Below are 25,331 nucleotides of genomic sequence, written 5' to 3'. Positions count from 1 at the left end.
CACCGACAGCCTGCTGCCCAATCCCCGGTGTGTCGTGGCGGGTGGGCCGTCCGGGTGAATCAGCCGGCGGAGGGCGTGCCGGGAGGCGCGGATAACGTGGACGGCGCGGGTGAGCGGAACTCGCACCACACCGACTTGCCCGAGCCGTGCGGCTCCACGCCCCACGCGTCCGCGAGCTGGTCCACCAGCAGCAGTCCGCGTCCCGAAGTCTCGCCGTCGCCCGCCTCGCGCCGGCGCGGCCAGTTGCTGGCCAGGTCGTGCACCTCGATCCGTACCCGGCGTGTCGTGTCGGGCATCATCCGCACCGTCAGCACGGCGCCGCCGTCGGTGTGCACCAGGGCGTTGGTGATCAGCTCGTCTGCGGCCAGCTCGGCGTCGTCCAGGCGCTCCGGCATGCCCCAGGACGTTATCGCCTCGCGGATCATGCCCCGGGCGGCGACCAGCGCCTGCGGATCCCCCGGGCCGACGTGCTGGTGCAGGCGGCGCGAGGGCTGCGGCGCGGCGTCGGTGTCCCGCCGCAGCAGGAGCAGTGCCATGTCGTCGTCGGTACCCGGGGCGCCCATGACCGAGCTGATGTGGTCGGCGAGCGGCTGGACGCCCTGGGGGCCGTCGCTCAGCGCCTTGGTGAGCCGCCGCAGCCCGTCGTCCAGATCGGTGCCGGGACGCTCCACCAGCCCGTCGGTGAACATCAACAGCGTGTCGCCGGGGTCCAGCTCGGTCTGCGTCACCGGGTAGTCCAGCTGCCCGAACTGCGCCGACAGGCCCAGCGGCAGCCCCCCGTTGGTGCTGAGCCGGCTGCAGCTGCCGTCCGCGTGGCGTACGAGCGGGTCGATGTGGCCCGCCCGGACCACGCATGTGCGGCCGGTCTGCGGGTCCACCTGCGCGTACAGCGCGGTGGCGAAGCGGTCGGTGTCCAGCTCGCACAGGAAGCGGGAGCCCCTGGCCATCACGGTGGCCGGCGGATGCCCCTCGGCCGCGTAGGCCCGCAGCGCGATGCGCAGCTGGCCCATGACGGCGGCGGCATGGGTGTCATGCCCCTGTACGTCGCCGATGATGGCGGCGACCCGGCCGCCGGGCATGGCCACCACGTCGTACCAGTCGCCGCCGATGTCCCGGGCCAGGCGGGCGGAGCGGTAGCGCACCGCGAGCTGCGCGCCGGGGATGCGCGGGATGCTGCGGGGCAGCATGGCCGTCTGCAGGCCTTGCGCGATGTCGTGCTCCTGGTCGAACAGGACGGCGCGCTGCAGGCTCTGGGCAATGCTTCCGCTCAGCGCGATCAGCAGGTTGCGTTCCTGCGGGGCGAAGGAGTACTTGTGCCGGTAGAGCAGCCCCAGGGCCCCGATGGGCTTGCCCTGGGCGATCAGCGGCAGATACGCGGCCGCGGAGGCCCCCAGCGGTTCTATGTGCGGCCACAGCTTCGGATACCGGCGAGCGAACTCCTCCGGCGAGGTGATGAAGCGCGGCTCCAGGGTCTGTACGACCTCGCTCATCGGGAAGCCGTCCTCCAGCCTGGTGTACTCCAGCGCCGGCACCCAGCTGTCCACCTCCGCGTCGCTCACGACCCGGATCCGGCCGCCCTCCACCATCCCCAGGAACAGGCTCGCGATGCCCAGCCGGTCGAGCCGGCGGTGCGCGGTCAGGGCCGCGGTCACATCCCGTACGGTCACCGCCTCGGACAGCGAGGCAGTCACCTCGACGACGAGGTTGTGCTCGCTGTCCGGATGCGCCTCCTCGCGGCGCACGCAGTCGGCCGCCTGGGCCACCTCGTCGGTGGAGTCGCTGACGATGCCGATGATGCGGCAGGCCCGGCCCGCGCTGTCCCGCACTATGCGGCCCCTGGCGTGTATCCAGCCCCGGTGGCCGTCCTCGCGCGTCAGCCGGAAGTACACGCTCCAGGAGGACTGGCCCTCCTTCAGCGCCACCGTGAGCGCCCGGTCGATGCCGTCGGCCTCCTCGGGAGGCAGCCGCGACAGCAGCGCCGCCGGACTGCCCGCGAACTCCTCCGGGTCCAGGTCCAGCACCCGCAGCGCCACCGGGTCCAGATGGAGCCTGCCGCCGTCCAGGTCCCAGTCGAAGCCGCCCAGATTGTTCAGGGCCAGATGAGCCGCCGCAGGAGCCGGCCACCCTCCGATCGCGGGGGCCGAAGCCGTCCACTCCCGCTGATCAGCCATGTCCGCACGCTCCGCTGGATTCCGGCGTGGATGGGTGAATGGATGCCTGGTGCTCTTGGAATGCCGGAGTGAGGACAGCGTACCCATACGCCACGGCGGTGACATGCCGTGCCGGGCGGACCCATGGGATCCGCCCGGCATTGTTCCCGGCCTCGGAACTTCAGAAAGAGACCGGCGCGTATTTGTAGCCGACCCTGCGCACCGTGACGATGCTGCCCCGGTGCTCCGGGCCGAGCTTGCGGCGCAGCCGCGCGATGTGGACGTCCACAGTGCGGCCGTCGCCGACGTGGCCGTACCCCCACACCGTCGTGACCAGCTGGTCACGCGTGTGCACCCGGTGCGGGTGGCCGACCAGGTGGGCCAGCAGCTCGAACTCCAGGTACGTGAGGTCGAGCGGCCTGCCGTCCACCTGGGCGATACGGCGGTCCGTGTCGACCCGTACGGCTGCGGTGGCTGAGCCCTGTACAGGCGGGATCGTGTCCGGCTCCGCCGGGACCAGCACCAGATAGCCGACCATGGGCGGCTGCCCGGCGACGCTGGGCATCACATGCCCCGGCGCCGGCAGCCAGGTCGCGCCGGGCGGCAGGAAATCCGGTACGGGGCCGGCAGGCGCGGCGGGGGCCTCGTCGGGCCGAACGGCACGCAGCCGCTGGCGGTTGAGGGAGGTGGGCGCAGGCAAGGACTGGGTTGAGGACATGAGAGGTCTCGGCTCTTTCGCGCGCAGGGAGGTGTCGAATGGACGCCGTATTGCGCGGACCGGGACGCAGAGCTGACGAAAAGCGGCCGATGATCGGCGGGGTCAGCCGTGGGTGCGGGTCCGCGCGGTAGTCGCGCGACAACACTCCCGATCGAACTGGTACTCCTGCCGAGACGGCCAGAACGGCTCCAGGTCGCTGCGACCCGTAGCGGTGTCAATGAGGCTGGCCATGGACCCATTCAACCAGAAACCACGGCCCCCGCGGCAGCCGGTTCCACAAACGCCCTGTCCTACACGGGCTGCGGCAGTGGCTCCGGCTCCGGAACGGGGCGCGGAACCGGCACCGGATCCGGCTCCGGAATCGGTGCCGGTGGCACCGGCACCGGGTCCGGCGGCACGGGCACCGGCCTCGGCTCCGGAACGGGCGGCACGGTTGCGCGGCGCGTCATGTCGTCCTCCTCGCGTTGCGCTTGCGCTGCGCCTACCCGGGCGGCCTGCGGGTATGCCGCTGCGGTGCCGCCTGTTGGGGTTGCTGGTTCCGTCCTCAAGCGCCGGACGGACCTATCCTTTTGCGCGGTCCTCGCGGGCGCTGTGCTGGCTTCGGACCGCTGCGCCGGCCTCCGGCCGCCGGGGCCGTGGGTGAGGGGGTTTCCCCCACCCCGCCCCTTCCCGCTGCATCCGATCAGCGGCTGGCGCCGCGTGGCGGGCTCCGCCCGGACCCGCCAGGAGCTTCGCCCCCGGACCCCCGGACGCCCTGCGGGCGTGTCCTCAAACGCCGGACGGGCTGAAGTGAACGTCTCCGGCCGGGAGGGGACACGCCGGGGTTCTCCCGCAGCGCGACGAGCGAGGATCCCGGACACGGATCGGGTCGACCAGAGTCGCGAGCGCCGAGGAGAGATCCCCGGTGGTGGCACCGACCCCCAGGCCAACCCAGCCCGTCCGGCGCTTGAGGACGGAACCGGCAACCCCGACCGGGGGCACCGCAACGGCACCGCCGCTACGCGGCGTCAGCGGATCGGGAGCCCCGAAAGCGTACGGGCGATCACGAGCCGCTGGATCTCGCTGGTGCCCTCGAAAATGGTGTAGATCGCCGCGTCCCGGTGCATCCGCTCCACGGGGTACTCCCGGGTGAAGCCGTTGCCGCCGAGGATCTGCATGGCCTGCCCGGTCACCTTCTTCGCCGTCTCGCCCGCGTAGAGCTTGGACATGGAGCCCTCGGCGGAGCCGAACGGCTTGCCGGCGCTGGCCATCCAGGAGGCGCGCCAGACCAGGAGGCGGGCGGCGTCGATCTGGGTGCGCATGTCGGCGAGCTGGAAGGCGATGCCCTGGTTGTCGATGATGGGGCGGCCGAACTGGACGCGGGTCTTGGCGTAGTCGAGGGCGACCTCGTACGCGGCGCGGGCGATGCCGACGGCCTGGGCGCCGACCGCGGGGCGGGAGGCCTCGAAGGTGGCCATGGCGGCGTTCTTGACGCGCTCGCCGCCGGTCCTGGCGCGCTCGCGCACTCGCGCGAGGCGTTCGTCGAGCTTCTCCTTGCCGCCGAGGAGGCAGGAGCCGGGGATGCGGACGTCCTCGAGGACGACCTCGGCGGTGTGGGAGGCGCGGATGCCGTGCTTCTTGAACTTCTGGCCCTGGGAGAGGCCGGGGGTGTTCGGCGGGATGACGAAGGAGGCGTGGCCGCGGGCGCCGAGGTCGGGGTCGACCACGGCGACGACGACGTGGACGTTGGCGATGCCGCCGTTCGTGGCCCAGGTCTTGGTGCCGTTGAGGACCCACTCGTCCTTGGCCTGGTCGTAGACGGCGCGGGTGCGCATCGCGGAGACGTCGGATCCCGCGTCCGGCTCGGAGGAGCAGAAGGAGGCGAGCTTGACGTCGTTGACGTCGCCGTACATCTGGGGGATCCAGGTGCCGATCTGCTCCTCGGTGCCGTTGGCGAGGACGCCGACGGCGGCCAGCGCGGTGCCGACGATGGACAGGCCGATGCCTGCGTCGCCCCAGAAGAGCTCTTCCATGGTGATGGCTATGCCGAGGCCGGTCGGGTCGAAGTACTGCTGTGCGTAGAAGTCGAGGGAGTACAGGCCGATCTTGGCGGCCTCCTGGATGACCGGCCAGGGGGTCTCCTCGCGCTCGTCCCACTCGGCGGCGGCCGGGCGGATCACGTCGGCGGCGAAGCCGTGGATCCAGTCGCGTACGGCCGTCTGGTCGTCGTTGAGCTCGAGCGAGAAGTCGCCCATGAGTCCCCTCCACGTACTTGTTACTTGCGGTAACACCAAGTCTGTTACCGACTGGTATGACTGTCAACTCGGGACGCCGCACGTGCAGGGTGTCGTCGGAGTGTTACGTTGCGCATGCGTGACGAAATTCGAACGGGCGGGGAGGCTCAGGTGGACAACACCACCAGCCAGCGGCAGGAGCAGAAGACAGCCGCACAACGACGGCGCAGGGAGCTTCTGGAAGCCGCCGACCGGGTCGTGCTGAGGGACGGTCCGGAGGCGTCGATGAACGCCATCGCGGCGGAGGCCGGCATCACCAAGCCGATTCTTTACCGGCACTTCGGCGACAAGAGCGGACTGTACCGGGCGCTGGCCGAACGGCACACCAACGCCCTGCTGTCGACGCTGCGGGCGGCGGTGGACAAGCCGAACGACCGCCGGGACCGGGTCGAGGCGACGCTGCACGCGTATCTCGCCGCGATCGAGGCGGCGCCGCAGGTGTACCGCTTCCTGATGCACCCGGCGGAAGTGGCGGGGGACGGGGAGAAGGGCTTCGACTTCGGCGGGCACTCGGCGCCGCTGCTGCGGAGAATGGGCGAGGAACTGGCGCAGGTCATCATCGAGCGGTTGGATCTGGGCCCGGACAGCGAGGTGCTGGCACGGGTGTGGGGGCACGGGATCGTCGGCATGATGCACGCGGCCGGCGACTGGTGGCTGGCGGAGCGGCCCACGTCGCGGGACGAACTGGTGCGGCATCTGGCAGATCTGCTGTGGGGGCGGCTCGCGGCGGCGGCCGACCGGCCGGGCGGGCCGGGGCTGTGAGGTTCGCTTCGTAAGGCAGTTTCCTTACAAAGTTTCACTTTCCGCACAAAGCTTCGTTACGGAGTTTCCTTACGAAGCCCAGGGCGCCCTGCGTGCCGCACGCAGGGCGCGGCGGCGGCGCCAGCCCGTCACGCGGTCCGTGAAGAGCAGCCCTTCGAGGTGGTCGCACTCGTGCTGCAGGCAGCGGGCGAAGAATCCGGTGCCCTCGATGCGCAGCGGCTCGCCGCGCAGGTCGAAGCCCTCCACGACGGTCTCGTCGTGCCGGGTCGTGCCCGCCTCGATCCCGGGGAGGGACAGGCAGCCCTCCGGGCCGGTCACCGTGACCCCGTCGGCGCGCACGAGCCGGGGGTTGACGACATGGCCGAGGTGGCGGACCTCTTCGTCGTCGGGGCAGTCGTAGACGAACACCCGCAGGGGCACGCCGAGCTGGCTCGCGGCCAGGCCGACGCCGTCGGCGGCGTACATCGTGGCGAACAGGTCCTCGATCAGGGCGGCGAGCCCGGAGTCGAAGGCAGTCACTTCGCGGCAGGGCTCATGGAGAGCGGGGTCGCCGAGCAGCCGTACCGGGCGGACGGTTCCGGTGCTGCCGGGGATGGTGCCGTGTCGCATGGGGGTCAGCGTACGGGGCAGGGCCGCGGGTCAGGGCCATGGGTTACGGAGTGCTTCCCGGCGGGAAATCCAGTCGTAACGCCAGCGCCGTCTACTCATATGCAACGGTGATTCATCACAGTAGACACGCTCCGGCAAACGGCTGAGGAGAGAGCCCCATGACGACCGACGGATCCGCACCCGGCCCGCCCGGCCCGCCCGACCTCGCCGAGCTGGCCCGCGCCGACGGCGTGGAGTTCGTGCTCGCGGTCTTCGTCGACCTCAATGGCAAGCCCTGCGCCAAACTGGTGCCCGTCGAGGCGATCGGGGAACTGCGGGACGAGGGCGTCGGGTTCGCCGGCTACGCCGCGGGCGCGCTCGGCCAGCAGCCCAGCGACCCGGACGTGGTGGCACTGCCCGATGTCTCCTCCTACACCCCGCTGCCCTTCGTACGCCAGGGCCTGGCCCTCGTGCACTGCGATCCGCACGTCAACGGCAAGCCCTGGCCGTACGCGCCCCGCGTCATCCTGCGCGCCGCACTGGAGCGGGCGCGGGCGCTCGGGCTGTCGCTCGCCGTAGGCGCGGAGATCGAGTACTTCCTGGTCAACCGCGACGAACACGGCAGGCTCTCGGTCGCCGACACCCGCGACACCGCCGCCCAGCCCTGCTACGACGCGCGCGGCCTGACCCGGATGTACGACCACCTCACGGCCGTCTCCAAAGCCATGAACAGTCTCGGCTGGGGCAACTACGCCAACGACCACGAGGACGGCAACGGCCAGTTCGAGCAGAACTTCGCGTACGCCGACGCCCTCACCACCGCCGACCGCGTGATCACCATGCGCTACCTGGTCTCCATGCTGGCCGAGGAGCGCGGCATGACCGCCACCTTCATGCCCAAGCCCTTCACCGACCGCACCGGCACCGGCATGCACATGCACCTGTCGCTCTGGCGCGGCGCCGAGCCCGCCTTCCCCGACGCCGCCGACCCGCGCGGGCTCGGCCTGTCACCGCTCGCCTACTCCTTCATCGGCGGGCTGCTCGACCACGCCCGCGCGCTGCAGGCCGTCATCGCGCCGACCGTCAACTCCTACAAGCGCACCGGCGCCGTCTCCACCCGCTCCGGCGCCACCTGGTCCCCGCGCAGGGCCGGTTACGGCGGCAACGACCGTACGCACTTCGTACGCGTCCCCGACGGCAACCGCGTCGAGCTGCGCGGCGGCGACGGCTCGGCCAACCCCTACCTCGCGGCGGCCGCCGCCCTGACCGCCGGGCTCGACGGCATCGAGCGCGGCCTCGACCCCGGCGCCCCCGGCGACGCGGCGGCCACCGCGGCCCGGCCGGAGCTGCCTCCCACGCTGCTGCACGCGGTGGAGGAACTGGCCGCCGACCAGGTGGTGAGTGCCGCCCTGGACGCGGCGGGAGCGGGCGTCAGCCAGTACTTCGCGGAGATCAAGCGCGAGGAGTTCTTCGAATGGCACGGCACGGTCGGCCAGTGGGAGCTGGACCGCTACCTGACCGCCTTCTGATCACCCGTCATGAGGAGAGCCGCATGTGCGGAATCGTCGGGCTCCATCTGCGCGAGCCCTCGCTCCATCCCCGGCTCGGTGAGCTGCTCACCGCCATGCTGGGCCAGGTCGTCGAGCGCGGCCCGGACTCCGCGGGCGTCGCGGTCTACGGAGACCCCCGGCTGAGCCCGCCCGGCCGGTCCACCGTGTCCCTGCTCGGCACCACCCCGGACGAGGTCCGGGCCGCGCTCCCGGACGCCGTGGCCATCGCCGCCGACGCCACCACCGTCGTGCACGCCGCCGCCCCGCCGGAGGCACTGCTCGCCGCCATCGCCGCCGCCCTGCCGCACGCCACCGTCATCGGCTCCGGCGAGGACGTCGCCGTCCTCAAGGGCACCGGGCACCCCGACACGCTGGCCGACGCCTTCGGGCTCGCCGGAGTCCAGGGCTGGCAGGGCGTCGGCCACACCCGGATGGCCACCGAGTCCGCCGTCACCCCGGCCGGCGCGCACCCCTTCTCCGTCGGGCCCGACCAGTGCCTGGTGCACAACGGCTCGTTCGCCAACCACGCCACCATCCGCCGCGAGCTGCGCGCCCAGGGCGTGCGCTTCGACAGCGAGAACGACTCCGAGGTCGGCGCCCGCTTCGTCGCCCACCAGCTCGCCGCCGGAGCCGACCTGGACAAGGCGCTACGGCTGCTCTGTGAGCGCTTCGACGGCTTCTACACGCTCCTCGTCGCCACCGGCGACTCCTTCGCCGTCGTCCGCGACGCCATCGCCTGCAAGCCCGCGCTCGTCGCCGAGACCCCGCAGTGGGTGGCCATGGCCTCGGAATACCGCGCCCTGGACGTCCTCCCCGGCATCGAGAACGCCCGCATCTTCGAACCCGAGCCGGAAGAGGTCTACGTATGGAAGCGCTGACCGGCGCGGTCCCCACCGAGGTGCACGACCTGGCCGCCGCCTCGGTCCGTGAGCTCAACCAGGCGCTCCACACCCCCGGCGTCGCCAAGCGCGCCGCGCACTGGCGGGTGCTCAATCCGCGCGGCGCGCACAGCGTGGCCTGCGGCCTGAACGAGGAACTGACCGTCGCCGTCGAGGGACATGTCGGCTACTACTGCGCCGGGATGAACCAGCTCGCGGCCGTGACGGTGCACGGGAACGCGGGTGTCGGCGTCGCGGAGAACATGATGTCCGGCTCGGTGCGCGTGCGCGGCAACGCCTCGCAGTCGGCGGGCGCCACCGCGCACGGCGGGCTGCTCGTCATCGAGGGCGACGCCGCCGCCCGCTGCGGCATCTCCATGAAGGGCGTCGACATCGTCGTCGGCGGCAGCGTCGGCCACATGAGCGCCTTCATGGGGCAGGCGGGGCGGCTGGTCGTCTGCGGCGACGCGGGGGACGCGCTCGGGGATTCGCTGTACGAGGCCCGGATCTACGTGCGGGGGCGGGTGAAGTCGCTGGGCGCGGACTGCGTCGAGAAGCCTGTGCGGGAGGAGCACCTGGCGGAGCTGGCCGGGCTTCTGGCCGCCGCCGGCATGGATGCGGACCCGGCTTCCTTCCGCCGCTACGGGTCGGCGCGGCGGCTGTACCACTTCCAGGCGGACAACGCGTACTGACGCCTGCGGGGTTGCTCTCCCCCGCCCCTGACATCGGAGGACCGAGCCATGAACGACGACCACCAGCCCACCCACCCCGGCAACGGCCTGCGCGAGTCCGCGACCTTCGACCGCGCCACCATCCACGCCATCCAGAGGGCCGCCGCCACCGGGGTCTACGACATCCGGGGCTGGGGCGCCAAGCGCAGGCTGCCGCACTTCGACGATCTGCTGCTGCTCGGCGCGAGCATGTCCCGCTATCCGCTGGAGGGATACCGCGAGCGCTGCGACACCGACGTGGTCCTCGGCGCCCGCAACGCCAAGCACCCGCTCCACCTGGACATCCCGGTCACGATCGCGGGCATGAGCTTCGGCGCGCTGTCCGCGCAGGCGAAGGAGGCGCTGGGGCGCGGGGCCAGCGAGGCCGGAACCTCCACGACGACGGGCGACGGCGGGATGACGCGGGAGGAGCGCGGCCACTCCAAGCATCTGGTGTACCAGTACCTGCCGTCGCGTTACGGCATGAACCCGGACGATCTGCGGGCGGCGGACGCGATCGAGGTGGTCCTCGGCCAGGGGGCCAAGCCGGGCGGCGGGGGGATGCTGCTGGGGCAGAAGATCACCGAGCGGGTGGCGGGCATGCGCACGCTGCCCGTGGGGATCGACCAGCGCAGCGCATGCCGCCATCCGGACTGGACGGGGCCGGACGACCTGGCGATCAAGATCCGTGAGCTGCGCGAGATCACCGACTGGGAGAAGCCGGTCTACGTCAAGGTCGGCGCCACGCGCACCTATTACGACGTGAAGCTCGCCGTGCACTCGGGGGCGGATGTCGTCGTGGTCGACGGTATGCAGGGCGGGACGGCCGCGACCCAGGACGTGTTCATCGAGCATGTCGGGATACCGACCCTGGCGGCTCTCCCCCAGGCCGTACAGGCGCTGCAGGAGCTCGGCGTGCACCGCGAGGTGCAGCTCATCGTGTCCGGCGGGATACGCGGCGGTGCCGACATGGCCAAGGCGCTGGCGCTGGGGGCGGACGCGGTGGCGATCGGCACGGCCGCGCTGATCGCGCTGGGCGACAACCATCCCCGGTATGACGCGGAGTACCGCGAGCTGGGCTCGGCGGCGGGCTTCTACGACGACTATCAGGACGGCCGGGACCCGGCGGGCATCTCCACGCAGGACGAGGAGCTGGCCGCCCGTCTGGACCCGGTCGAGGGGGGCCGCCGGATCGCGAACTTCCTGCGCGTGATGACGATGGAGGCGCAGACCCTGGCCCGCGCGTGCGGCAAGGCGCATCTGCACCACCTGGAGCCCGAGGACCTGGTGGCGCTCACCATCGAGTCCGCCGCCATGGCCCGGGTCCCGCTGGCGGGTACGAGCTGGATCCCCGGCATGACGGGGAGCGGTCTGTGATCGTGGTCGTCGGCGCCGGGCTGACGGGCGCGGCCACGGCGTGGCGGCTGGCCCGGCGCGGGCATGAGGTGACGCTGGTCGAGGCGTACGAAATCGGCCACCGCAACGGCAGTTCGCACGGCAGCTCGCGCATCTACCGCAGGGCGTACGCCGATCCGTTCTACGTGGAGCTGACGGGCCGGGCCGGTGAGGGCTGGCGTGAGCTGGAGGAGGATTCCGGGGCCGCCCTGCTGCGCACGACGGGCGGGCTGGACCTGGGCGCGGGCCGTGACCCGGAGGGGCTGGCGGCCAGGATGGCGGCGGCGGGGGTGCCGCACGAGCTGCTCACCGCGCGGGCCGCCGCCGAGCGGTGGCCGCAGATCCGCTTCGACGGGCCGGCGCTGTTCCACCCGGAGGCGGGCGTGGTGGACGCGGACGCCACGGTGGCGGCCTGCGCACGCCGCGCGGCCGAGCTGGGCGCCCGGGTCATAACCGGCGTGCGCATGACGGGTATCGAGGTCCTGGGGGACACCAAGGCGTTGCTGCGGACCGACGACGGCGGTGAGCTGCATGCGCAGGCCGTCGTCGTCGCCGCCGGGGCCTGGCTTCCCCAACTGGGCCTGCCCGTGACCCTGCCGGCGCTGCGCGTCACCCAGCAGCAGGTCTTCCACTTCCGGCAGCGCGACGAGCGGGCGTCCTGGCCGATCCTGGTGTCCAAGGACCATATGCAGGTCTTCGGGCTCCCTTCCGGAAGCGACGGGGGGCCCGCGCCCGCCATGAAGGTCGCCGAGCACGACAACGGCACCCCCACGACCGCCCGCACCCGCACGGGCGTCCCCGATCCCGCTTCCCGCCGGCGCGTCAGCGGCTTCGTACGGGACCGGCTGCCCGGGCTGGATCCAGAGCCGGTCGCCGAGGCGAGCTGCCTCTACACGACCACGCCCGACGAGGACTTCGTGCTGGACCGCCGGGGTCCGCTGGTGATCGCCTCCCCCTGTTCCGGGCACGGCGCCAAGTTCGCCCCGCTGATCGGGGCGATGGCCGCCGACCTGGCCACCGGGCGGGCGGCGGCCCATCCCCGGTTCGCGCTGCCCGGCTAGGATGCGCCGGTGGAGCACACTGAGGAGGACGACAAGGCCCTTGAGCGGATCATCGCGGTCAGGACCCGCGAGTACCGCCAGGCGGCCGGACTGTCGATCGGCGAGATGGCCCAGCGGGTGGGCATCTCCAAGGCGATGCTCTCCAAGATCGAGAACGCTCAGACGGCGTGCAGCCTGACCACCCTCTCCCGTCTCGCGCGCGGCCTGGACGTGCCGGTGACCGCGCTCTTCCGGGGCATGGACGACGAGCGCGAGGCGGTCTTCGTGCCCGCCGGGCACGGCGCGCGGATCGTACGGCGCGGCACGCGCGTCGGCCATGAGTACGCGCAGCTCGGGGCCCTGCGCGGCAGCCACAAGCGGATGGAGCCGCTGCTTGTCACCCTCACCGAGTCCAGCGAGGTCTTCCCGCTCTTCCAGCACGCGGGCACCGAGCTGATCTACATGCTGGAGGGCGTCATGGTCTACGGCCACGGCAAGTCCAGCTACACCATGCGCGCCGGCGACGCCCTGCAGTTCGACGGCGAGGCCCCGCACGGGCCGGAGAAGCTGCTCGCCCTTCCGATCCGTTTTCTGGCCGTCACGGCGTTCGGCGACAGCCCGCAACACTGAACCCCTGTCCGGAAACCGGTGTTTAACCCGCCGCGCAGTGGTCTCGTAACGCACCTTGGGTCTACTCACATGAAACGTTGATTCATTTCATTGGACCCATCCGTACGGAGAGCCCATGGACACCGGAAGTACCGCCTGGCTGCTGGCCAGCACCGCACTCGTCTGCCTGATGGTGCCGGGGCTGGCCCTGTTCTACGGGGGCATGGTCTCCTCGAAGAGCGTGCTCAACATGACGATGATGGTGTTCGGCGCGGTCGCCCTCGTCGGCTGCATCTGGATCGTCTACGGCTACTCGGCCTCGTTCGGCGACTCCATCGGCGGCGCCGGGCTGCTGGGCAACGTCGGCGAGTACTTCGGCATGAAGGGCGTGATCGCCGACGACCCGAAGGCCGTGATCCCGGCGTCCGTGTTCGCCGCGTTCCAGGCGCTGTTCGCCGCCCTGACCGCCGCGCTGATCTGCGGCGCGATCTCGGACCGGATCAGGTTCGGCGCGTGGATGGTCTTCACCGGTGTGTGGGTGACCCTGGTCTATCTGCCCGTGGCGCACTGGGTCTTCGCGTTCGACGGCAAGGGCGTGACCGGCGGCTGGATCGTCAACAAGCTCGGCGCCGTCGACTACGCGGGCGGCACCGCCGTGCACATCAACTCCGGAGCCGCGGCCCTCGCGATGGTCCTGGTCCTGGGCAGGCGGGCCGGCTGGCCGGGCCGCACGACCCGCCCGCACAACCTGCCGTTCGTGATGCTGGGCGCGGGCATCCTGTGGTTCGGGTGGTTCGGCTTCAACGGCGGATCGGCGCTGGCCGCCGGGAACGCCGCCTCCGTCGTGGTGCTCAACACCTTCGCCGCCACCTGCTCCGCGATGCTCGCCTGGCTGCTGGTGGAGAAGCTCCGCGACGGCCACGCCACCAGCCTCGGCGGGGCCTCCGGCGCCATCGCCGGCCTGGTCGCCATCACCCCGTCCTGTGGCGCGGTCACCCCGCTCGGCGCCCTCGCCACCGGCGCGATCGGCGGGGCGCTGTGCGCGCTGGCCGTCGGCCTGAAGTACCGGTTCGGTTTCGACGACTCCCTCGACGTCGTCGGCGTCCACCTGGTCGGCGGTCTGGCCGGCACACTGCTCGTCGGCATCCTCGGCACGGCCGACGCCCCCAGCGGACGCGACGGGCTGTTCTACGGCGGCGGCCTGAAGCTGCTCGGCCAGCAGGCCGTCGGCGCCCTCTCGGTCCTCGCCTACTCCTTCGTGGTCACCTGGCTCATCGCCAAGGTCCTGGACAAGGTCATCGGCCTGCGGGTCACCCCGGAGGCCGAGGAGGAGGGCGTCGACGTCCACCTGCACGCGGAGAGCGCGTACGACCTGCTGGGCGGCACGGGCGGCGCCGCCGTCCGTCCGGCCCCCGTCCCGGCCGCGGCCCTGGTTCCGGCTGGAAAGGGCGAACCGGCCGGGGCATGAACCCGGTCCGGCCTCCTCCCCGGCCGCCGGGCGGGCTCATCCGAGCCCGCCCGGCGGCCATCCGGGTTTCTGGCCAGGCACACGGAGTCGATAGGCTGATCCGCGACCGGCTCGCGAGGCAGGCGCGGGGGCGGACACAAGGAGGTTGTGGAGACGATGGCAGGCAACTCGGAGCCGCTGTCGCCGCGGGCCAAGCTGGCCGTGACGGCGGGCAAGGCCGCCGCGGCGGTGTCGCGTGCGGCGGGGCGGGGCAGCGGATCGGTGATCGGCGGCCGGGTGGCCCTCAAACTCGACCCGGACCTGCTGGCGGCGCTCGCCACCCACCTCGACGTGGTGCTGGTCTCGGCGACCAACGGCAAGACCACCACCACCCGGCTGCTGGCCGAAGCCCTCAGGGCCGCCGGCCCGGTCGTCTCCAACGCACTGGGCGCCAACATGCCGGCGGGCATCACCTCCGCGCTGGCCGGCGGCTCCGACGCGCGCTACGGCGTGATCGAGGTCGACGAGAAGTACCTGGCCGGGGTGGCCCGTGACGTCAACCCCAAGGCCATCGCCCTGCTCAACCTCTCGCGCGACCAGCTCGACCGCGCCGCCGAGACCCGCATGCTCGCGGAGAAGTGGCGCGAGGGCCTGGCCGGCACCGAGGCGATCGTCATCGCCAACGCCGACGACCCGCTGATCACCTGGGCCGCCTCCTCCTGCCCGACCGTGGTCTGGGTGGCGGCCGGCCAGGAGTGGAAGGACGACGCCTGGTCCTGCCCCTCCTGCGGCGGTGTCCTGCAGCGCCCCTCCGAGGACTGGTTCTGCGGCGAGTGCGGCTTCCGCCGCCCGATCCCGACCTGGGCCCTGTCCGGCGACCACGTCATCGACCCGTACGGCGCCGCCTGGCCGATCCGCCTGCAGCTGCCGGGCCGGGCCAACAAGTCCAACGCCACCGTCTCGGCCGCCGCGGCCGCCGCCTTCGGCGTCGAGCCCAAGGTCGCCCTGGAGCGGATGTACGCGGTACAAGCCGTCGCGGGCCGCTACGACGTGGTCAGCTTCCTCGGCCGCGACATCCGGCTGCTGCTGGCCAAGAACCCGGCCGGCTGGCTGGAGACCTTCTCCCTCATCGACGGCCCGCCGGCCCCGGTCCTGCTGTCGGTGAACGCCCGCGGCGCCGACGGCACCGACACCTCCTGGCTGTGGGACGTGGACTACACCCGGCTCGCCGGCCACCCGATCTTCGTCATCGGCGACCGCAAGCTGGACCTCGCCGTCCGGCTGGAGGTCGCGGGCCTGCAGTTCCGGGTCTGCGAGGACGTCGACGAGGCGGTGCGCAACGCGCCCGCCGGCCGGATCGAGGCCATCGCCAACTACACCGCCTTCCAGGACCTGCGCCGCCGCGTCGGCAACTGAGGGAGAGACGAATCATGAGCGACTCAAGTCTGCGTGTCGTCTGGGTCTACCCCGACCTGCTGAGCACCTACGGCGACCAGGGCAACGTCCTGGTCGTCGAGCGCCGCGCCCGCCAGCGCCGCGTCCCCGTCACCCGGCTCGACGTACGGTCCGACCAGGCGATCCCGACCTCCGGCGACATCTACCTCATCGGCGGCGGCGAGGACCGCCCGCAGCGCCTGGCCGCCGAGCGGCTGCGCCGCGACGGCGGGCTGGCCCGCGCGGTGGAGAACGGCGCCATCGTCTTCTCGGTGTGCGCGGGCTACCAGATCCTCGGCCACGAGTTCGTCAACGACCTCGGCCGCCCCGAGCCGGGCCTGGGCCTGCTCGACGTGGTCAGCGTGCGCGGCGAGGGCGAGCGCTGCGTCGGCGACGTGCTGGCCGACATCGACCCGGCGCTCGGCCTGCCCCCGCTGACCGGCTTCGAGAACCACCAGGGCGTCACCCACGTCGGCCGCGGCGCCAAGCCGTTCGCCCGGACCCGGTTCGGCAACGGCAACGGCACGGGCGACGGAACCGAGGGCGCGTACAACGACACCGTCTTCGGCACCTACATGCACGGCCCGGTCATGGCCCGCAATCCGCAGATCGCCGACATGCTGATCAAGCTGGCACTGGACGTGAAGGCCCTGCCGCCGGCCGACGACCAGTGGTACGAGGCGCTGCGCGCCGAGCGCATCGCCGCCGCCAGCCAGCCCGCCTGACCGGCTTCCCGCACCGGGCCGGCACCGACCTGTAATCCTCTGTCCGCACTGCGGGCGCTTAAGCGCCATTTGACCGGCGATAAGTATCGTAAGAATTGCGACGGCTTCGTCGCGGTCCATCCGGACGACGGTGTCCGGTCGCCCGGATCGATCTGTGGGAGTTACGAGCAATGCGTATTGGTGTGCTGACGAGCGGTGGCGACTGCCCCGGCCTGAACGCCGTCATCCGGTCCGTGGTGCACCGCGCCGTGGTCGACCACGGCGACGAGGTCATAGGCTTCCACGACGGCTGGAAGGGCCTGCTCGAGTGCGACTACCGCAAGCTCGACCTGGACGCCGTCAGCGGCATCCTCGCGCGCGGCGGAACGATCCTCGGCTCCTCCCGGGTCCGCCCCGAGCACCTGCGGGACGGCGTGGAGCGGGCCAGGGGCCATGTCGCCGACCTCGGCCTGGACGCGATCATCCCGATCGGCGGCGAGGGCACCCTGAAGGCCGCCCGGCTGCTGTCGGACAACGGGCTGCCGATCGTGGGTGTGCCCAAGACCATCGACAACGACATCTCGTCGACGGACGTCACATTCGGCTTCGACACGGCGGTCGGCGTGGCCACCGAGGCCCTGGACCGGCTGAAGACCACCGCCGAGTCCCACCAGCGCGTCCTGATCGTCGAGGTCATGGGCCGCCACACCGGCTGGATCGCCCTGCACTCCGGCATGGCCGCCGGCGCGCACGCGATCGTCGTCCCCGAGCGGCCCTTCGACATCGTCGAGCTCACGGCGCTGGTCGGCAAGCGGTTCGAGGCGGGCAAGAAGTTCGCCATCGTCGTGGTCTCCGAGGGCGCGAAGCCCCGCGAGGGCACGATGGAGTTCTCCTCCGGCGTCAAGGACGTCTACGGCCACGAGCGCTTCACCGGCGTCGCCAACCAGCTCTCCGTCGAACTGGAGGAGCGGCTCGGCAAGGAGGCCCGCCCGGTCATCCTCGGCCACGTCCAGCGCGGCGGCACGCCCACCGCGTACGACCGGGTCCTGGCGACGCGCTTCGGCTGGCACGCGGTGGAGGCGGCGCACGCGGGTGCGTTCGGGAACATGACCGCGCTGCGGGGCACCGACATCGTGCTGGTGCCGCTCGCCGAGGCCGTGGACCACCTGAAGACGGTGCCGGCCGAGCGGTATGTCGAGGCGGAGTGCGTGCTCTAGTCCGCAGGCTCCCAGCGTTGAAAGCCGCCCCGCAGCTCCGGCTGCGGGGCGGCTTTCGTGCGAGGTCTGTTTAGCTCGATCGTGTGATGGTCGGTTTCCTGGCTTGCGGTGCCCTGTGGAGGCGGGGGTAGCGTGAGCGGTGCGACCTGGGACGCCGGATGTGGTGCCAGCGTGCGGGGCCCCTGCTCCACCGGAGTGACGGTTCAGGGCCTCCCCGTCGCCTCTGGCCGTGTCCACATGGCCAGGTCGTGAAGGACTCCGCCCTTCCGGGACCGGACCACGGACAGGATCCGTGTCGCCACCTGGCAGCGAAAGCGGACGACCAGTGCGCCCAAGACCGTTCGGGGCGTGCCAGTGCGCGGACTCACCCCCGCTCACTGCCCAGGAACGGTACATCCATGTTCAGGGACACCCGGAGACGTCCTGTCCGTGCTCCGGAAGACGTGAGCCGTCGCCCCGAACCACCGGGCCGCCCCGCCGCCGTTCCGGTGGCGGGGCGGTCAGCGCTGCGACCGCATTGGTTCGGCGGGTCCGTCCGGTGGCCGGTTCCGTCCTCAATCGCCGGACGGGCTGAATTCAGCCCGTCCGGCGATTGAGGACAAGCGAAGCCGGCGGGCTGCGCAACCCGGCGAACGCCTCCGGTCACGGCACCCCTAGTCTGGTGCGGGCAGTACGCACGACAGGAGAGTGGCAGGGATGGACCACGGCGGGCACGGCACCATGACGGATTTGCCGCCGTTCACGTTCGGGCGGGGGCTGGAGTTCGCCGGAGGCGGGGATCCGGTCTTCCTGGTGGGGTGTGTGCTGGCGCTGGCGCTGTACGGGTGGGGCGTGGTGCGGCTCCGCAGACGCGGGGACAGCTGGCCGGTGGGGCGGGGGGTGGCGTTCGCGGCGGGAGTGCTGACGATCGCGGCGGTGATGTGCACGGCGCTCAACGACTACGGGATGGTGATGTTCAGCGTCCACATGGTGCAGCACATGGTGATCAGCATGGTGTCTCCCATCCTGATCCTGCTGGGCGCGCCGGTGACGCTGACGCTGCGCGCTCTGCCGACGGCGGCCCGGGGGCGCAAGGGGCCCCGGGAGCTCCTGGTGGCGCTGCTGCACAGCCGGTACATGAAGGTGATCTCGCATCCCGCGTTCACCATCCCGCTGTTCATCGCGAGCCTGTACGGGCTGTACTTCAGCCCGGTCTTCGACTTCCTGATGGGCAGCCGGGCCGGGCACATCGTGATGATGACGCACTTCCTGGCGGTGGGCCTGATCTTCTTCTGGCCGATCATGGGCGTGGACCCGGGGCCGAACCGGCCGGGGTACATCATGCGCATGCTGGAGCTGTTCGCGGGGATGCCGTTCCACGCGTTCTTCGGGATCGCGCTGATGATGGCGAGCGAGCCGATGGTGACGACGTTCCTTCATCCGCCGGCGTCGCTGGGGATCGATCCGCTGGACGACCAGACGGCGGCGGGTGGCATCGCATGGGCGTTCAGTGAGATCCCGTCGGTGATCGTGCTGGTGGCGCTGTTGTTCCAGTGGTACATGAGCGAGCAGCGGCAGGCGAGGCGCAAGGACCGGGCGGCAGACCGTGACGGGGACGCGGAACTGGCGGCATACAACGCCTACTTGGCATCCTTGGAGGCACGGGGCCGCGGCTGACGGGGGCGCGGCCTCCCGGAGGGAGGCCCCGATGGGCGGCCAGGTACGGATATCGGGCTCGGCGCTTCAGCTGCCGGGCGGAGTGACGGTGCGGTTCATGCGCACCCTGAGGCTGCCCGAGACGGGCACGCATCCGCTGCCACCGGGGCTCGGGACCTTCCCGCTGCGCTCGGTGGCCGACTACCCGGACCGGGCGCCCGCGCAGTGGCTGGAGCGGGGCGGGGTGATGCTGCCGGTCTACCAGCGCGAGGCGATGTGGCTGAGCTTCTCGGCGACCGCGCCCGCCGCGCTGCAGGTGGGCGTCGGCAAGGTGTGCGCGGTGTCGGGCCGGCCGTGGAGCGACCGGCTGTCCCGGGATCCGCAGAACTACGTGGTCCTGCCGCGCCAGCCCTGGCTGGACGGCATCAACTCCGGCGCCGGCACGATCCGGCAGTTCGTGGCGGTGCCGCTCGGGCTCGGCGCGACGGTGGAGGGGCAGGTCTCCGGCGAGGAGGTCTGGGGCGGCGTACAGCTGCAGGTCTTCGAGCTGGGCGAGAGACCGCTGACCACGTGGCGGGCCGAACAGCGGCGGCGCCGGGTCTCCCAGCGAGGTCCTTGGGGCGTGCCCGCAGAGGAGAAGCTGGAGACGATACTGACGGGGAACGTCTTCGGAAGCCTCGCGCCGCGCGCCGCACCCGCCATGGGTCTCGGCGCGGGCGGCCGTATGCGGCAGGAGGTGTACCGGGACGAGCGGCCGCTCGCCGACTGGCGGGAGCAGGCCTCCGGCCGGGTCTTCGTACACCTGGCGACCGCCCCGCAGTGGCGGCACATCACCGGCGAGGCCCCGCCGTCGTCCCCGGTGGACCGGGCGGCGTACACCTCGGCGGGTCTGCCGTGGTTCGACTACTACGACGCCGACGCCGACGACCTGGCGGCGGCCGGGCCGCTGGCGGAGGTCGAGCCGGTCGGCGACTGGCTGGGCGACGACCAGCAGCCGTGGACCGAGCCCGCGCCGGGCCAGGTGCACCAGCTCAAGGACGGCGGCCAGGTCACCGACGGCGACTGGTGAGGATCGCCGCCGCACGGCAGTGGCGCCCGGCCGCTGCCGGGGCGACCATGGAAGCCGGCCCGTCGGGGAGGAGCACGTGGATGCGAGCACCTGGGAAGGTGATGGCACTGTGCACCATGGCATGCCTTGTGGCGGTCACCGCCTACACCGTCGCGCTCGGCGCGAACGGCTGGCTGTGGTTCGCCTGGGTGGTGCTGGGGCTCGCGACCGCGGGGGTGCTGGCGATCAGGGTGCCGCGCTGAAGCGCCGCATGCGCGGGACGCGCTACGGTGCGTACGTCATCAGGGGGAGGCGGCTGCCATGTTCTACCGCGTACTGAAGTACGTCTTGCTCGGTCCACTGCTGCGGCTGATGTTCCGGCCGCGCATCGAGGGGCTGGAGCACATACCGGCCGAGGGCCCCGCGATCGTCGCGGGCAACCACCTGTCGTTCTCCGACCACTTCCTGATGCCCGCGATCCTGCCGCGGCGGATCACCTTTCTGGCGAAGCAGGAGTACTTCACCGGTCCCGGCATCAAGGGCCGCCTGGTCGCCGCGTTCTTCCGCAGCGCCGGCCAGATCCCGGTGGACCGCTCCGGCGGCAAGGCGGGCGAGGCCGCGCTGCGCGAGGGGCTCGGTGTGCTGGGGCGCGGCGAGCTGCTCGGCATCTATCCCGAGGGCACGCGCTCGCACGACGGGCGACTGTACAAGGGCCGGGTCGGGGTCGCGCGGATGGCGCTGAAGGCTCAGGTGCCGGTGATTCCGTGCGCGATGGTCGGCACCTTCGAGATCCAGCCGACGGGGCGGGTGATGCCGAGGATCAGGCGGGTGACCATCCGCTTCGGCGAGCCGCTGGAGTTCTCGCGGTTCGCCGGGATGGACGGCGAGCGCCATGTGGTGCGCGCCGTCACGGACGAGATCATCTACGCGATCCTCGGCATGTCCGGGCAGGAGTACGTCGACCGCTACGCCACCGAGGTCAAGGCGGAGCAGCAGGCCGAGGCGGCCAAGGCGAAGGGCAAGGCCGCCTAGGGCCTGTCCGGGCGATCATGAACGGCCCCTTCGCCGCCAGGCACGGCACCTCGCCGCGTTGCCGAAACGCCCACAGGAAACCACCCTGCGGGCATTCCGGCGCCTTGCGATGCACCACACCAGACGACGCCTGGACCGCCCCTGATCGCCCGGACAGGCCCTAGGGCCGCCGCGGGTCAGCCGCTGAAGAGCTTGGCGGCCTTCAGGAACAGCTCGTACAGGCCGTAGGCGAACGGCGCCGAGACCCACAGCCACGCGAACGCGATCAGCGGGCGGCGGTCCTTCTCAGGTGTGGGCGTGCTCATGCGGGGCCTCCTTCGGCTCGTGGAAGCGGGGGTGGACCGGGCGTACGAACTCGTTGGCGGCGAAGCCGACGGCGAGCAGCCCGACCATGATGTAGACCGACATCGTGTAGAGGGCCGGGCCGGTGCGCCCGGCGGACTTCTGGGCGTCGGCGATCGCGTTGACGATCAGCGGGCCCAGGACGCCGGCCGTGGACCAGGCGGTGAGCAGCCGGCCGTGGATGGCGCCGACCTGGTAGGTGCCGAACAGGTCCTTGAGGTAGGCGGGGATGGTGGCGAAGCCGCCGCCGTAGAAGGACAGGATCAGCATGGTGCAGATGATGAACAGCGGCTTGGACGCGTTGCCCGCGATGGCGATGACCAGGTAGCTGAGGGCGCCCGCGCCGAGGTAGAGACGGTAGACGTTCTTGCGGCCGATCAGGTCGGAGGTGCTGGACCACACGAACCGGCCGGACATGTTGGCGAGCGAGAGCATGGCCACGAACCCGGCGGCGGCGCTGGCTCCGACGGGTACGGAGGTGCCGGCGAAGAAGTCCGTCACCATGGGGGCGGCCTTCTCCAGGATGCCGATGCCCGCGGTGACGTTGCAGCACAGCAGCACCCACAGGCACCAGAACTGGGGCGTGCGGATGGCGTTGCGGGCCGATACGTCGGCTCCGCTGACCAGCCGGGGGACGGCGGCCGGGTCCGGGGCCGTCCATCCGGCGGGCTTCCAGCCGGGCGCCGGTACGCGGACTAGCAGTACGCCCAGTGACATGAAGACCGCGTAGGCGAGGCCGAGGACGAGGAAGGACAGGGCGATGCCGGAGGAGTCCGAGCCGAAGGACTTGAGCATCTGCGCCGACCAGGGCGAGGCGATCAGCGCGCCGCCGCCGAAGCCCATGATGGCGATGCCGGTGGCCATGCCGGGTCTGTCGGGGAACCACTTGATGAGGGTGGACACCGGCGAGATGTAGCCGATGCCCAGGCCGATGCCGCCGACGAAGCCGTAGCCGAGGACGACCAGCCAGTACTGGCGGGTGGCCGCGCCCAGGGAGGCGATCAGGAAGCCGGAGGAGAAGCAGACCAGGGACACGCACATCGCCCAGCGCGGGCCGTTGCGCTCGACGAGCGTGCCGCCGAACGCGGCGGACAGTCCGAGCATGACGATGCCGAGCTGGAAGGGCAGCGCGCTGAGCGTGCCGGAGAGGTTCAGCGAGGATTCCAGCGGCGGCTTGAACACGCTCCAGGCGTAGGCCTGGCCTATCGCGAGGTGGATGGACAGGGCGGCGGGCGGGACCAGCCAGCGGCTCCAGCCCGGCGGGGCGATCGACCGCGAGCGGTCGAGGATTTTGGGTACGGGTAAGTCCCAACTGCCCATGTTTTCCTCCGTGTTGATACCCGGAATGTTGAATGAGGAATCAGTATTCCGGTGTGACGGGTGGGCGTCGAGGGTCCAGACCACTCCGGGTGGGTTGCGCCCGTGGCGGATCCGCGCTCGGCGAACGCCACTGGGCCGGCGCGCCGTCCGCCCGTAGCGTCACCGGCATGACATCAACCGCATTCGTGATCGGGGCGACCGGGCAGATCGGGCGGGCAGCGGTGCGCGCGCTGGCCGAGGACGGGTGGGAGGTGCGGGCCGCCTCACGGGGCGGCGGCGCCGACGAGGACTGGCCGGAGGGCGTACGGCCGGTGCGGGTGGACCGGGCGGACGGCGCGGCGCTGGCGGCGGCGCTCGGCGAGGGGTGCGACGTGCTGCTGGACTGCGTGGCCTACGACGCGGGCCACGCACGGCAGTTGCTGGGGCTGGCGGACCGGATCGGCTCGGCGGTGGTGATCTCCAGCGCTGCGGTGTACGAGGACGCGGAGGGCCGCAGCTTCGACACGCAGGAGGAGCCGGACGGTTTCCCTCGATACCCCGTGCCGGTCCCGGAGGAGTATCCGACGGTGGCGCCGGGTGATGCCACGTACGGTACGAAGAAGGTCGCCCTGGAGCGGGAGTTGCTGGCTGCGGGCGACCGGCTGCCGACGACGCTGCTGCGCGCCGGGGCCATCCACGGGCCTCACAGCCCGGCGCTGCGCGAGTTGTGGTTCATCCAGCGGGTGCTGGACCGGCGGCCCGTGCGCGTGCTGGCGTGGGGCGGTGAGAGCCGCTTCTCCCCCGCGAGCAGCGCCAACATCGCGGAGCTGGTGCGGCTGGCCGCGCGCAAGCCGGGCTCCCGGGTGCTCAACGCCGTGGATCCGCGCACCCCGACCGTGGCGGAGATCGGTGCCGCGATCGACGCCGCGATGGGCTGGTCCTGCGAGACCGTGCTGGTGGACGGCCCGCCGCCGGTCGGCCGGGTCGGGGAGACGCCGTGGTCCGTGCCCCACCCGCTGGTGTTCGGCATGGCCGGGGCGGAGCGCGAGCTCGGCTACCGGGCGGTGACGTCGTACGAGGACTCGCTGCCGGCCACGATCGACTGGACGGTGGCCGCGCTGCGCAAGGGTGATTGGCGCGAGGTGTTCCCCGTCCTTGCGCAGCGCGCGCAGACGCAGGGCGATCCGTTCGACTACGCGGCCGAGGACAATTGGCTGGCGAGCCGCTAGTCACACCGCCTAGCCTCGTCCGAGATGACGGGGACGATGACGGGGAAACGAACATGAGCGCCCGCCTGCGCGGTATCGCCAAGGAGAACGAGGCCATCGTCGCGGCGGGCGGCTACCGCTCGGCGCTCGGCCGCGAGGTCACGCTCGGCGCCTTGGTGGCCCGCGCCGCCGAGGGAACCCGGGTGTACGGGCCGGGCCCGGTCGCCGTATCCGACGACACCACGCCGTGCCCGGCCACGGCCTTCGAGGTGACCGGCGAGAGCAGCCTGGAGGCGGCCCGCCGGATCACCGCCGAGGCCCCGGATCCGGTGGCCGTGCTGAACTTCGCGTCCGCCCGCAATCCCGGCGGCGGCTACCTCAACGGCGCCCAGGCGCAGGAGGAGGCGCTGTGCCGGGGCTCGGCGCTGTACACCTGCCTCCTGCGCGTGCCGGATTTCTACGCGGCCCACCGCGCCGACCGCAGCCCCTTCTACTCCGACCGCGTCATCCACTCCCCCGCCGTCCCCGTTTACCGCGACGACCGGGGCCGGCTCCTCGAAGAGCCGTACGCCGTCGGCTTCCTGACCTCGGCCGCACCCAACGCGGGTGTCATCGCCCGCCAGAGCCCGGCCGACGCCGCCCGGATCCCCGCCGCGCTGGCCTCGCGCAGCGAGCGCGTACTGGAGGTGGCAGCCGCCGAGGGCTACCGGCGGCTTGTGCTGGGTGCCTGGGGCTGCGGGGTGTTCCGCAACGACCCGGCGCAGGTGGCCGGGGCCTTCCGTGCGCTGCTCGCGGACGGCGGGCGCTTCGCCGGCCGCTTCGAGCGTGTGGTCTTCGCGGTGCTGGACCGGCACGGCGACTCGCCTGCGCGCCTGGCGTTCGCCTCGGTCTTCCCCGCACCATCCCCGTCCCGGAGGTAGCAACGTGAGCGACAAGCTGAACATCGACAGGGTGATGGACGCGGTGCCGGAGAAGTGGCTTCCGCATGTCCTCGCCGAGGTGAACGACTACGACGTGAAGGTCGCCAACGTCGAGGGCGACTTCGACGAGCACGTCCACGCGGACACCGACGAGTTCTTCCTGGTGCTGGCGGGCCGGCTCCATCTGGACCTGCCCGGCGGCACCGTGACCCTGGACCCGCTGGACGTCTGTACGGTGCCCAGGGGCACCCCGCACCGGCCGCGGGCCGAACAGGGCACGCGGATCCTGATGTTCGAGCCCCGGGGCACGGTCAACGCCGGCGACGGCAACGAGGACAAGGGGACGACCGGCGTACGGGTCGCCTAGGGCGC

The 25,331-nt window shown here is 71.8% G+C and carries 24 protein-coding genes; 18 read left to right on the top strand and 6 right to left on the bottom strand.

Annotated elements, in window-relative coordinates; all coding sequences use genetic code 11:
- Positions 1 to 59: 59 nt before the first annotated feature.
- The 3 genes from OG607_RS43755 to OG607_RS43745 all read right to left on the bottom strand — a co-directional run bounded on the left by OG607_RS43755 (position 60) and on the right by OG607_RS43745 (position 5,102).
- On the bottom strand, positions 60 to 2,171 hold the full coding sequence (locus tag OG607_RS43755) for a SpoIIE family protein phosphatase (RefSeq protein ID WP_405735888.1): 2,112 nt from the start codon (positions 2,169 to 2,171) through the stop codon (positions 60 to 62).
- Between the two features lie 160 nt (positions 2,172 to 2,331).
- Positions 2,332 to 2,868, bottom strand: a complete 537-nt coding sequence (locus tag OG607_RS43750; protein ID WP_405735886.1) for a winged helix-turn-helix domain-containing protein — start codon at positions 2,866 to 2,868, stop codon at positions 2,332 to 2,334.
- A 1,007-nt stretch (positions 2,869 to 3,875) separates the two neighbouring features.
- Positions 3,876 to 5,102 (bottom strand): acyl-CoA dehydrogenase family protein, encoded by a 1,227-nt coding sequence (locus OG607_RS43745; protein WP_405735883.1) that lies wholly within the window; start codon positions 5,100 to 5,102, stop codon positions 3,876 to 3,878.
- Between the two features lie 150 nt (positions 5,103 to 5,252).
- Here OG607_RS43745 and OG607_RS43740 point away from each other — a divergent pair, with 150 nt between their 5' ends.
- A complete protein-coding gene (locus OG607_RS43740) occupies positions 5,253 to 5,903 on the top strand; it encodes a TetR family transcriptional regulator (protein ID WP_405735880.1) in 651 nt (216 codons plus the stop codon).
- Positions 5,904 to 5,972: 69 nt separating this feature from the next.
- On the opposite strand, the gene def is transcribed toward OG607_RS43740, so the two are convergent.
- Positions 5,973 to 6,512 carry a peptide deformylase gene (gene def / locus OG607_RS43735; protein ID WP_405735878.1) on the bottom strand — a complete coding sequence of 180 codons (540 nt, stop codon included), beginning with the start codon at positions 6,510 to 6,512 and terminating at the stop codon, positions 5,973 to 5,975.
- A 158-nt stretch (positions 6,513 to 6,670) separates the two neighbouring features.
- Here def and glnT point away from each other — a divergent pair, with 158 nt between their 5' ends.
- The 14 genes from glnT to OG607_RS43665 all read left to right on the top strand — a co-directional run bounded on the left by glnT (position 6,671) and on the right by OG607_RS43665 (position 21,190).
- Positions 6,671 to 8,020 carry a type III glutamate--ammonia ligase gene (glnT, locus tag OG607_RS43730; protein ID WP_405735876.1) on the top strand — a complete coding sequence of 450 codons (1,350 nt, stop codon included), beginning with the start codon at positions 6,671 to 6,673 and terminating at the stop codon, positions 8,018 to 8,020.
- A 23-nt stretch (positions 8,021 to 8,043) separates the two neighbouring features.
- A complete protein-coding gene (locus OG607_RS43725; RefSeq protein ID WP_405735874.1) occupies positions 8,044 to 8,919 on the top strand; it encodes a glutamine amidotransferase family protein in 876 nt (291 codons plus the stop codon).
- Positions 8,907 to 9,611, top strand: a complete 705-nt coding sequence (locus tag OG607_RS43720) for a glutamate synthase (RefSeq protein WP_405735872.1) — start codon at positions 8,907 to 8,909, stop codon at positions 9,609 to 9,611. Before OG607_RS43725 ends, OG607_RS43720 begins: the two co-directional genes overlap by 13 nt.
- A gap of 48 nt (positions 9,612 to 9,659) precedes the next feature.
- Positions 9,660 to 11,006: an FMN-binding glutamate synthase family protein gene (locus OG607_RS43715; RefSeq protein WP_405735870.1), complete on the top strand. Its 1,347-nt coding sequence runs from the start codon at positions 9,660 to 9,662 to the stop codon at positions 11,004 to 11,006.
- Positions 11,003 to 12,085 (top strand): FAD-dependent oxidoreductase, encoded by a 1,083-nt coding sequence (locus OG607_RS43710; protein ID WP_405735868.1) that lies wholly within the window; start codon positions 11,003 to 11,005, stop codon positions 12,083 to 12,085. Before OG607_RS43715 ends, OG607_RS43710 begins: the two co-directional genes overlap by 4 nt.
- Before the next feature lie 9 nt (positions 12,086 to 12,094).
- The gene (locus tag OG607_RS43705) at positions 12,095 to 12,694 is read left to right on the top strand and encodes a helix-turn-helix domain-containing protein (RefSeq protein WP_405735866.1); all 600 of its coding nucleotides are present in this window, start codon (positions 12,095 to 12,097) and stop codon (positions 12,692 to 12,694) included.
- 115 nt (positions 12,695 to 12,809) lie between these two features.
- Positions 12,810 to 14,141 (top strand): ammonium transporter, encoded by a 1,332-nt coding sequence (locus tag OG607_RS43700; RefSeq protein WP_405735863.1) that lies wholly within the window; start codon positions 12,810 to 12,812, stop codon positions 14,139 to 14,141.
- 156 nt (positions 14,142 to 14,297) lie between these two features.
- Positions 14,298 to 15,536: a MurT ligase domain-containing protein gene (locus tag OG607_RS43695; protein ID WP_405735861.1), complete on the top strand. Its 1,239-nt coding sequence runs from the start codon at positions 14,298 to 14,300 to the stop codon at positions 15,534 to 15,536.
- 14 nt (positions 15,537 to 15,550) lie between these two features.
- On the top strand, positions 15,551 to 16,279 hold the full coding sequence (locus tag OG607_RS43690) for a type 1 glutamine amidotransferase (protein WP_405735859.1): 729 nt from the start codon (positions 15,551 to 15,553) through the stop codon (positions 16,277 to 16,279).
- A gap of 170 nt (positions 16,280 to 16,449) precedes the next feature.
- The gene (locus OG607_RS43685; RefSeq protein ID WP_405735857.1) at positions 16,450 to 17,475 is read left to right on the top strand and encodes a 6-phosphofructokinase; all 1,026 of its coding nucleotides are present in this window, start codon (positions 16,450 to 16,452) and stop codon (positions 17,473 to 17,475) included.
- Between the two features lie 696 nt (positions 17,476 to 18,171).
- Positions 18,172 to 19,131 carry a cytochrome c oxidase assembly protein gene (locus OG607_RS43680; RefSeq protein WP_405735855.1) on the top strand — a complete coding sequence of 320 codons (960 nt, stop codon included), beginning with the start codon at positions 18,172 to 18,174 and terminating at the stop codon, positions 19,129 to 19,131.
- Between the two features lie 31 nt (positions 19,132 to 19,162).
- Positions 19,163 to 20,179 (top strand): hypothetical protein, encoded by a 1,017-nt coding sequence (locus tag OG607_RS43675; protein ID WP_405735852.1) that lies wholly within the window; start codon positions 19,163 to 19,165, stop codon positions 20,177 to 20,179.
- Between the two features lie 80 nt (positions 20,180 to 20,259).
- Positions 20,260 to 20,421: a hypothetical protein gene (locus OG607_RS43670; protein WP_405735849.1), complete on the top strand. Its 162-nt coding sequence runs from the start codon at positions 20,260 to 20,262 to the stop codon at positions 20,419 to 20,421.
- A 58-nt stretch (positions 20,422 to 20,479) separates the two neighbouring features.
- On the top strand, positions 20,480 to 21,190 hold the full coding sequence (locus OG607_RS43665) for a lysophospholipid acyltransferase family protein (RefSeq protein WP_405735847.1): 711 nt from the start codon (positions 20,480 to 20,482) through the stop codon (positions 21,188 to 21,190).
- A 176-nt stretch (positions 21,191 to 21,366) separates the two neighbouring features.
- Here OG607_RS43665 and OG607_RS43660 read toward each other — a convergent pair whose 3' ends face one another.
- Entirely contained in the window at positions 21,367 to 21,495 is a 129-nt protein-coding gene (locus tag OG607_RS43660) for a hypothetical protein (RefSeq protein ID WP_329321178.1), read from the bottom strand.
- Entirely contained in the window at positions 21,476 to 22,852 is a 1,377-nt protein-coding gene (locus OG607_RS43655; RefSeq protein WP_405735845.1) for an OFA family MFS transporter, read from the bottom strand. Before OG607_RS43655 ends, OG607_RS43660 begins: the two co-directional genes overlap by 20 nt.
- Before the next feature lie 167 nt (positions 22,853 to 23,019).
- On the opposite strand from OG607_RS43655, the gene OG607_RS43650 reads away from it, so the two are divergent.
- The 3 genes from OG607_RS43650 to OG607_RS43640 are packed head-to-tail and all read left to right on the top strand — an operon-like array spanning position 23,020 to position 25,326.
- On the top strand, positions 23,020 to 24,060 hold the full coding sequence (locus OG607_RS43650) for an NAD-dependent epimerase/dehydratase family protein (RefSeq protein ID WP_405735842.1): 1,041 nt from the start codon (positions 23,020 to 23,022) through the stop codon (positions 24,058 to 24,060).
- 53 nt (positions 24,061 to 24,113) lie between these two features.
- Complete coding sequence (locus OG607_RS43645; protein ID WP_405735839.1) at positions 24,114 to 24,959, top strand: TIGR02452 family protein; 846 nt, start codon at positions 24,114 to 24,116, stop codon at positions 24,957 to 24,959.
- Between the two features lie 4 nt (positions 24,960 to 24,963).
- A complete protein-coding gene (locus tag OG607_RS43640; protein WP_405735836.1) occupies positions 24,964 to 25,326 on the top strand; it encodes a cupin domain-containing protein in 363 nt (120 codons plus the stop codon).
- The last annotated feature ends 5 nt before the right edge of the window (positions 25,327 to 25,331 follow it).

Source organism: Streptomyces sp. NBC_01537, from assembly GCF_045040445.1.
In the GTDB taxonomy this organism is placed as follows: Bacteria; Actinomycetota; Actinomycetes; order Streptomycetales; family Streptomycetaceae; genus Actinacidiphila.
The sequence above is the reverse complement of the archived record's forward strand: the minus strand, read 5'-3'. Positions and strand labels throughout refer to the sequence as shown.

Excerpts from the sequence above, each read along its gene's own strand:
- OG607_RS43755 (WP_405735888.1), bottom strand. The coding sequence starts at position 2,171 with ATGGCTGATCAGCGGGAGTGGACGGCTTCGGCCCCCGCGATCGGAGGG.
- OG607_RS43750 (WP_405735886.1), bottom strand. The coding sequence starts at position 2,868 with ATGTCCTCAACCCAGTCCTTGCCTGCGCCCACCTCCCTCAACCGCCAG.
- OG607_RS43745 (WP_405735883.1), bottom strand. The coding sequence starts at position 5,102 with ATGGGCGACTTCTCGCTCGAGCTCAACGACGACCAGACGGCCGTACGC.
- def (WP_405735878.1), bottom strand. The coding sequence starts at position 6,512 with ATGCGACACGGCACCATCCCCGGCAGCACCGGAACCGTCCGCCCGGTA.
- glnT (WP_405735876.1), top strand. The coding sequence starts at position 6,671 with ATGACGACCGACGGATCCGCACCCGGCCCGCCCGGCCCGCCCGACCTC.
- OG607_RS43725 (WP_405735874.1), top strand. The coding sequence starts at position 8,044 with ATGTGCGGAATCGTCGGGCTCCATCTGCGCGAGCCCTCGCTCCATCCC.
- OG607_RS43720 (WP_405735872.1), top strand. The coding sequence starts at position 8,907 with ATGGAAGCGCTGACCGGCGCGGTCCCCACCGAGGTGCACGACCTGGCC.
- OG607_RS43715 (WP_405735870.1), top strand. The coding sequence starts at position 9,660 with ATGAACGACGACCACCAGCCCACCCACCCCGGCAACGGCCTGCGCGAG.
- OG607_RS43700 (WP_405735863.1), top strand. The coding sequence starts at position 12,810 with ATGGACACCGGAAGTACCGCCTGGCTGCTGGCCAGCACCGCACTCGTC.
- OG607_RS43695 (WP_405735861.1), top strand. The coding sequence starts at position 14,298 with ATGGCAGGCAACTCGGAGCCGCTGTCGCCGCGGGCCAAGCTGGCCGTG.
- OG607_RS43690 (WP_405735859.1), top strand. The coding sequence starts at position 15,551 with ATGAGCGACTCAAGTCTGCGTGTCGTCTGGGTCTACCCCGACCTGCTG.
- OG607_RS43685 (WP_405735857.1), top strand. The coding sequence starts at position 16,450 with ATGCGTATTGGTGTGCTGACGAGCGGTGGCGACTGCCCCGGCCTGAAC.
- OG607_RS43680 (WP_405735855.1), top strand. The coding sequence starts at position 18,172 with ATGGACCACGGCGGGCACGGCACCATGACGGATTTGCCGCCGTTCACG.
- OG607_RS43675 (WP_405735852.1), top strand. The coding sequence starts at position 19,163 with ATGGGCGGCCAGGTACGGATATCGGGCTCGGCGCTTCAGCTGCCGGGC.
- OG607_RS43670 (WP_405735849.1), top strand. The coding sequence starts at position 20,260 with ATGCGAGCACCTGGGAAGGTGATGGCACTGTGCACCATGGCATGCCTT.
- OG607_RS43665 (WP_405735847.1), top strand. The coding sequence starts at position 20,480 with ATGTTCTACCGCGTACTGAAGTACGTCTTGCTCGGTCCACTGCTGCGG.
- OG607_RS43660 (WP_329321178.1), bottom strand. The coding sequence starts at position 21,495 with ATGAGCACGCCCACACCTGAGAAGGACCGCCGCCCGCTGATCGCGTTC.
- OG607_RS43655 (WP_405735845.1), bottom strand. The coding sequence starts at position 22,852 with ATGGGCAGTTGGGACTTACCCGTACCCAAAATCCTCGACCGCTCGCGG.
- OG607_RS43650 (WP_405735842.1), top strand. The coding sequence starts at position 23,020 with ATGACATCAACCGCATTCGTGATCGGGGCGACCGGGCAGATCGGGCGG.
- OG607_RS43645 (WP_405735839.1), top strand. The coding sequence starts at position 24,114 with ATGAGCGCCCGCCTGCGCGGTATCGCCAAGGAGAACGAGGCCATCGTC.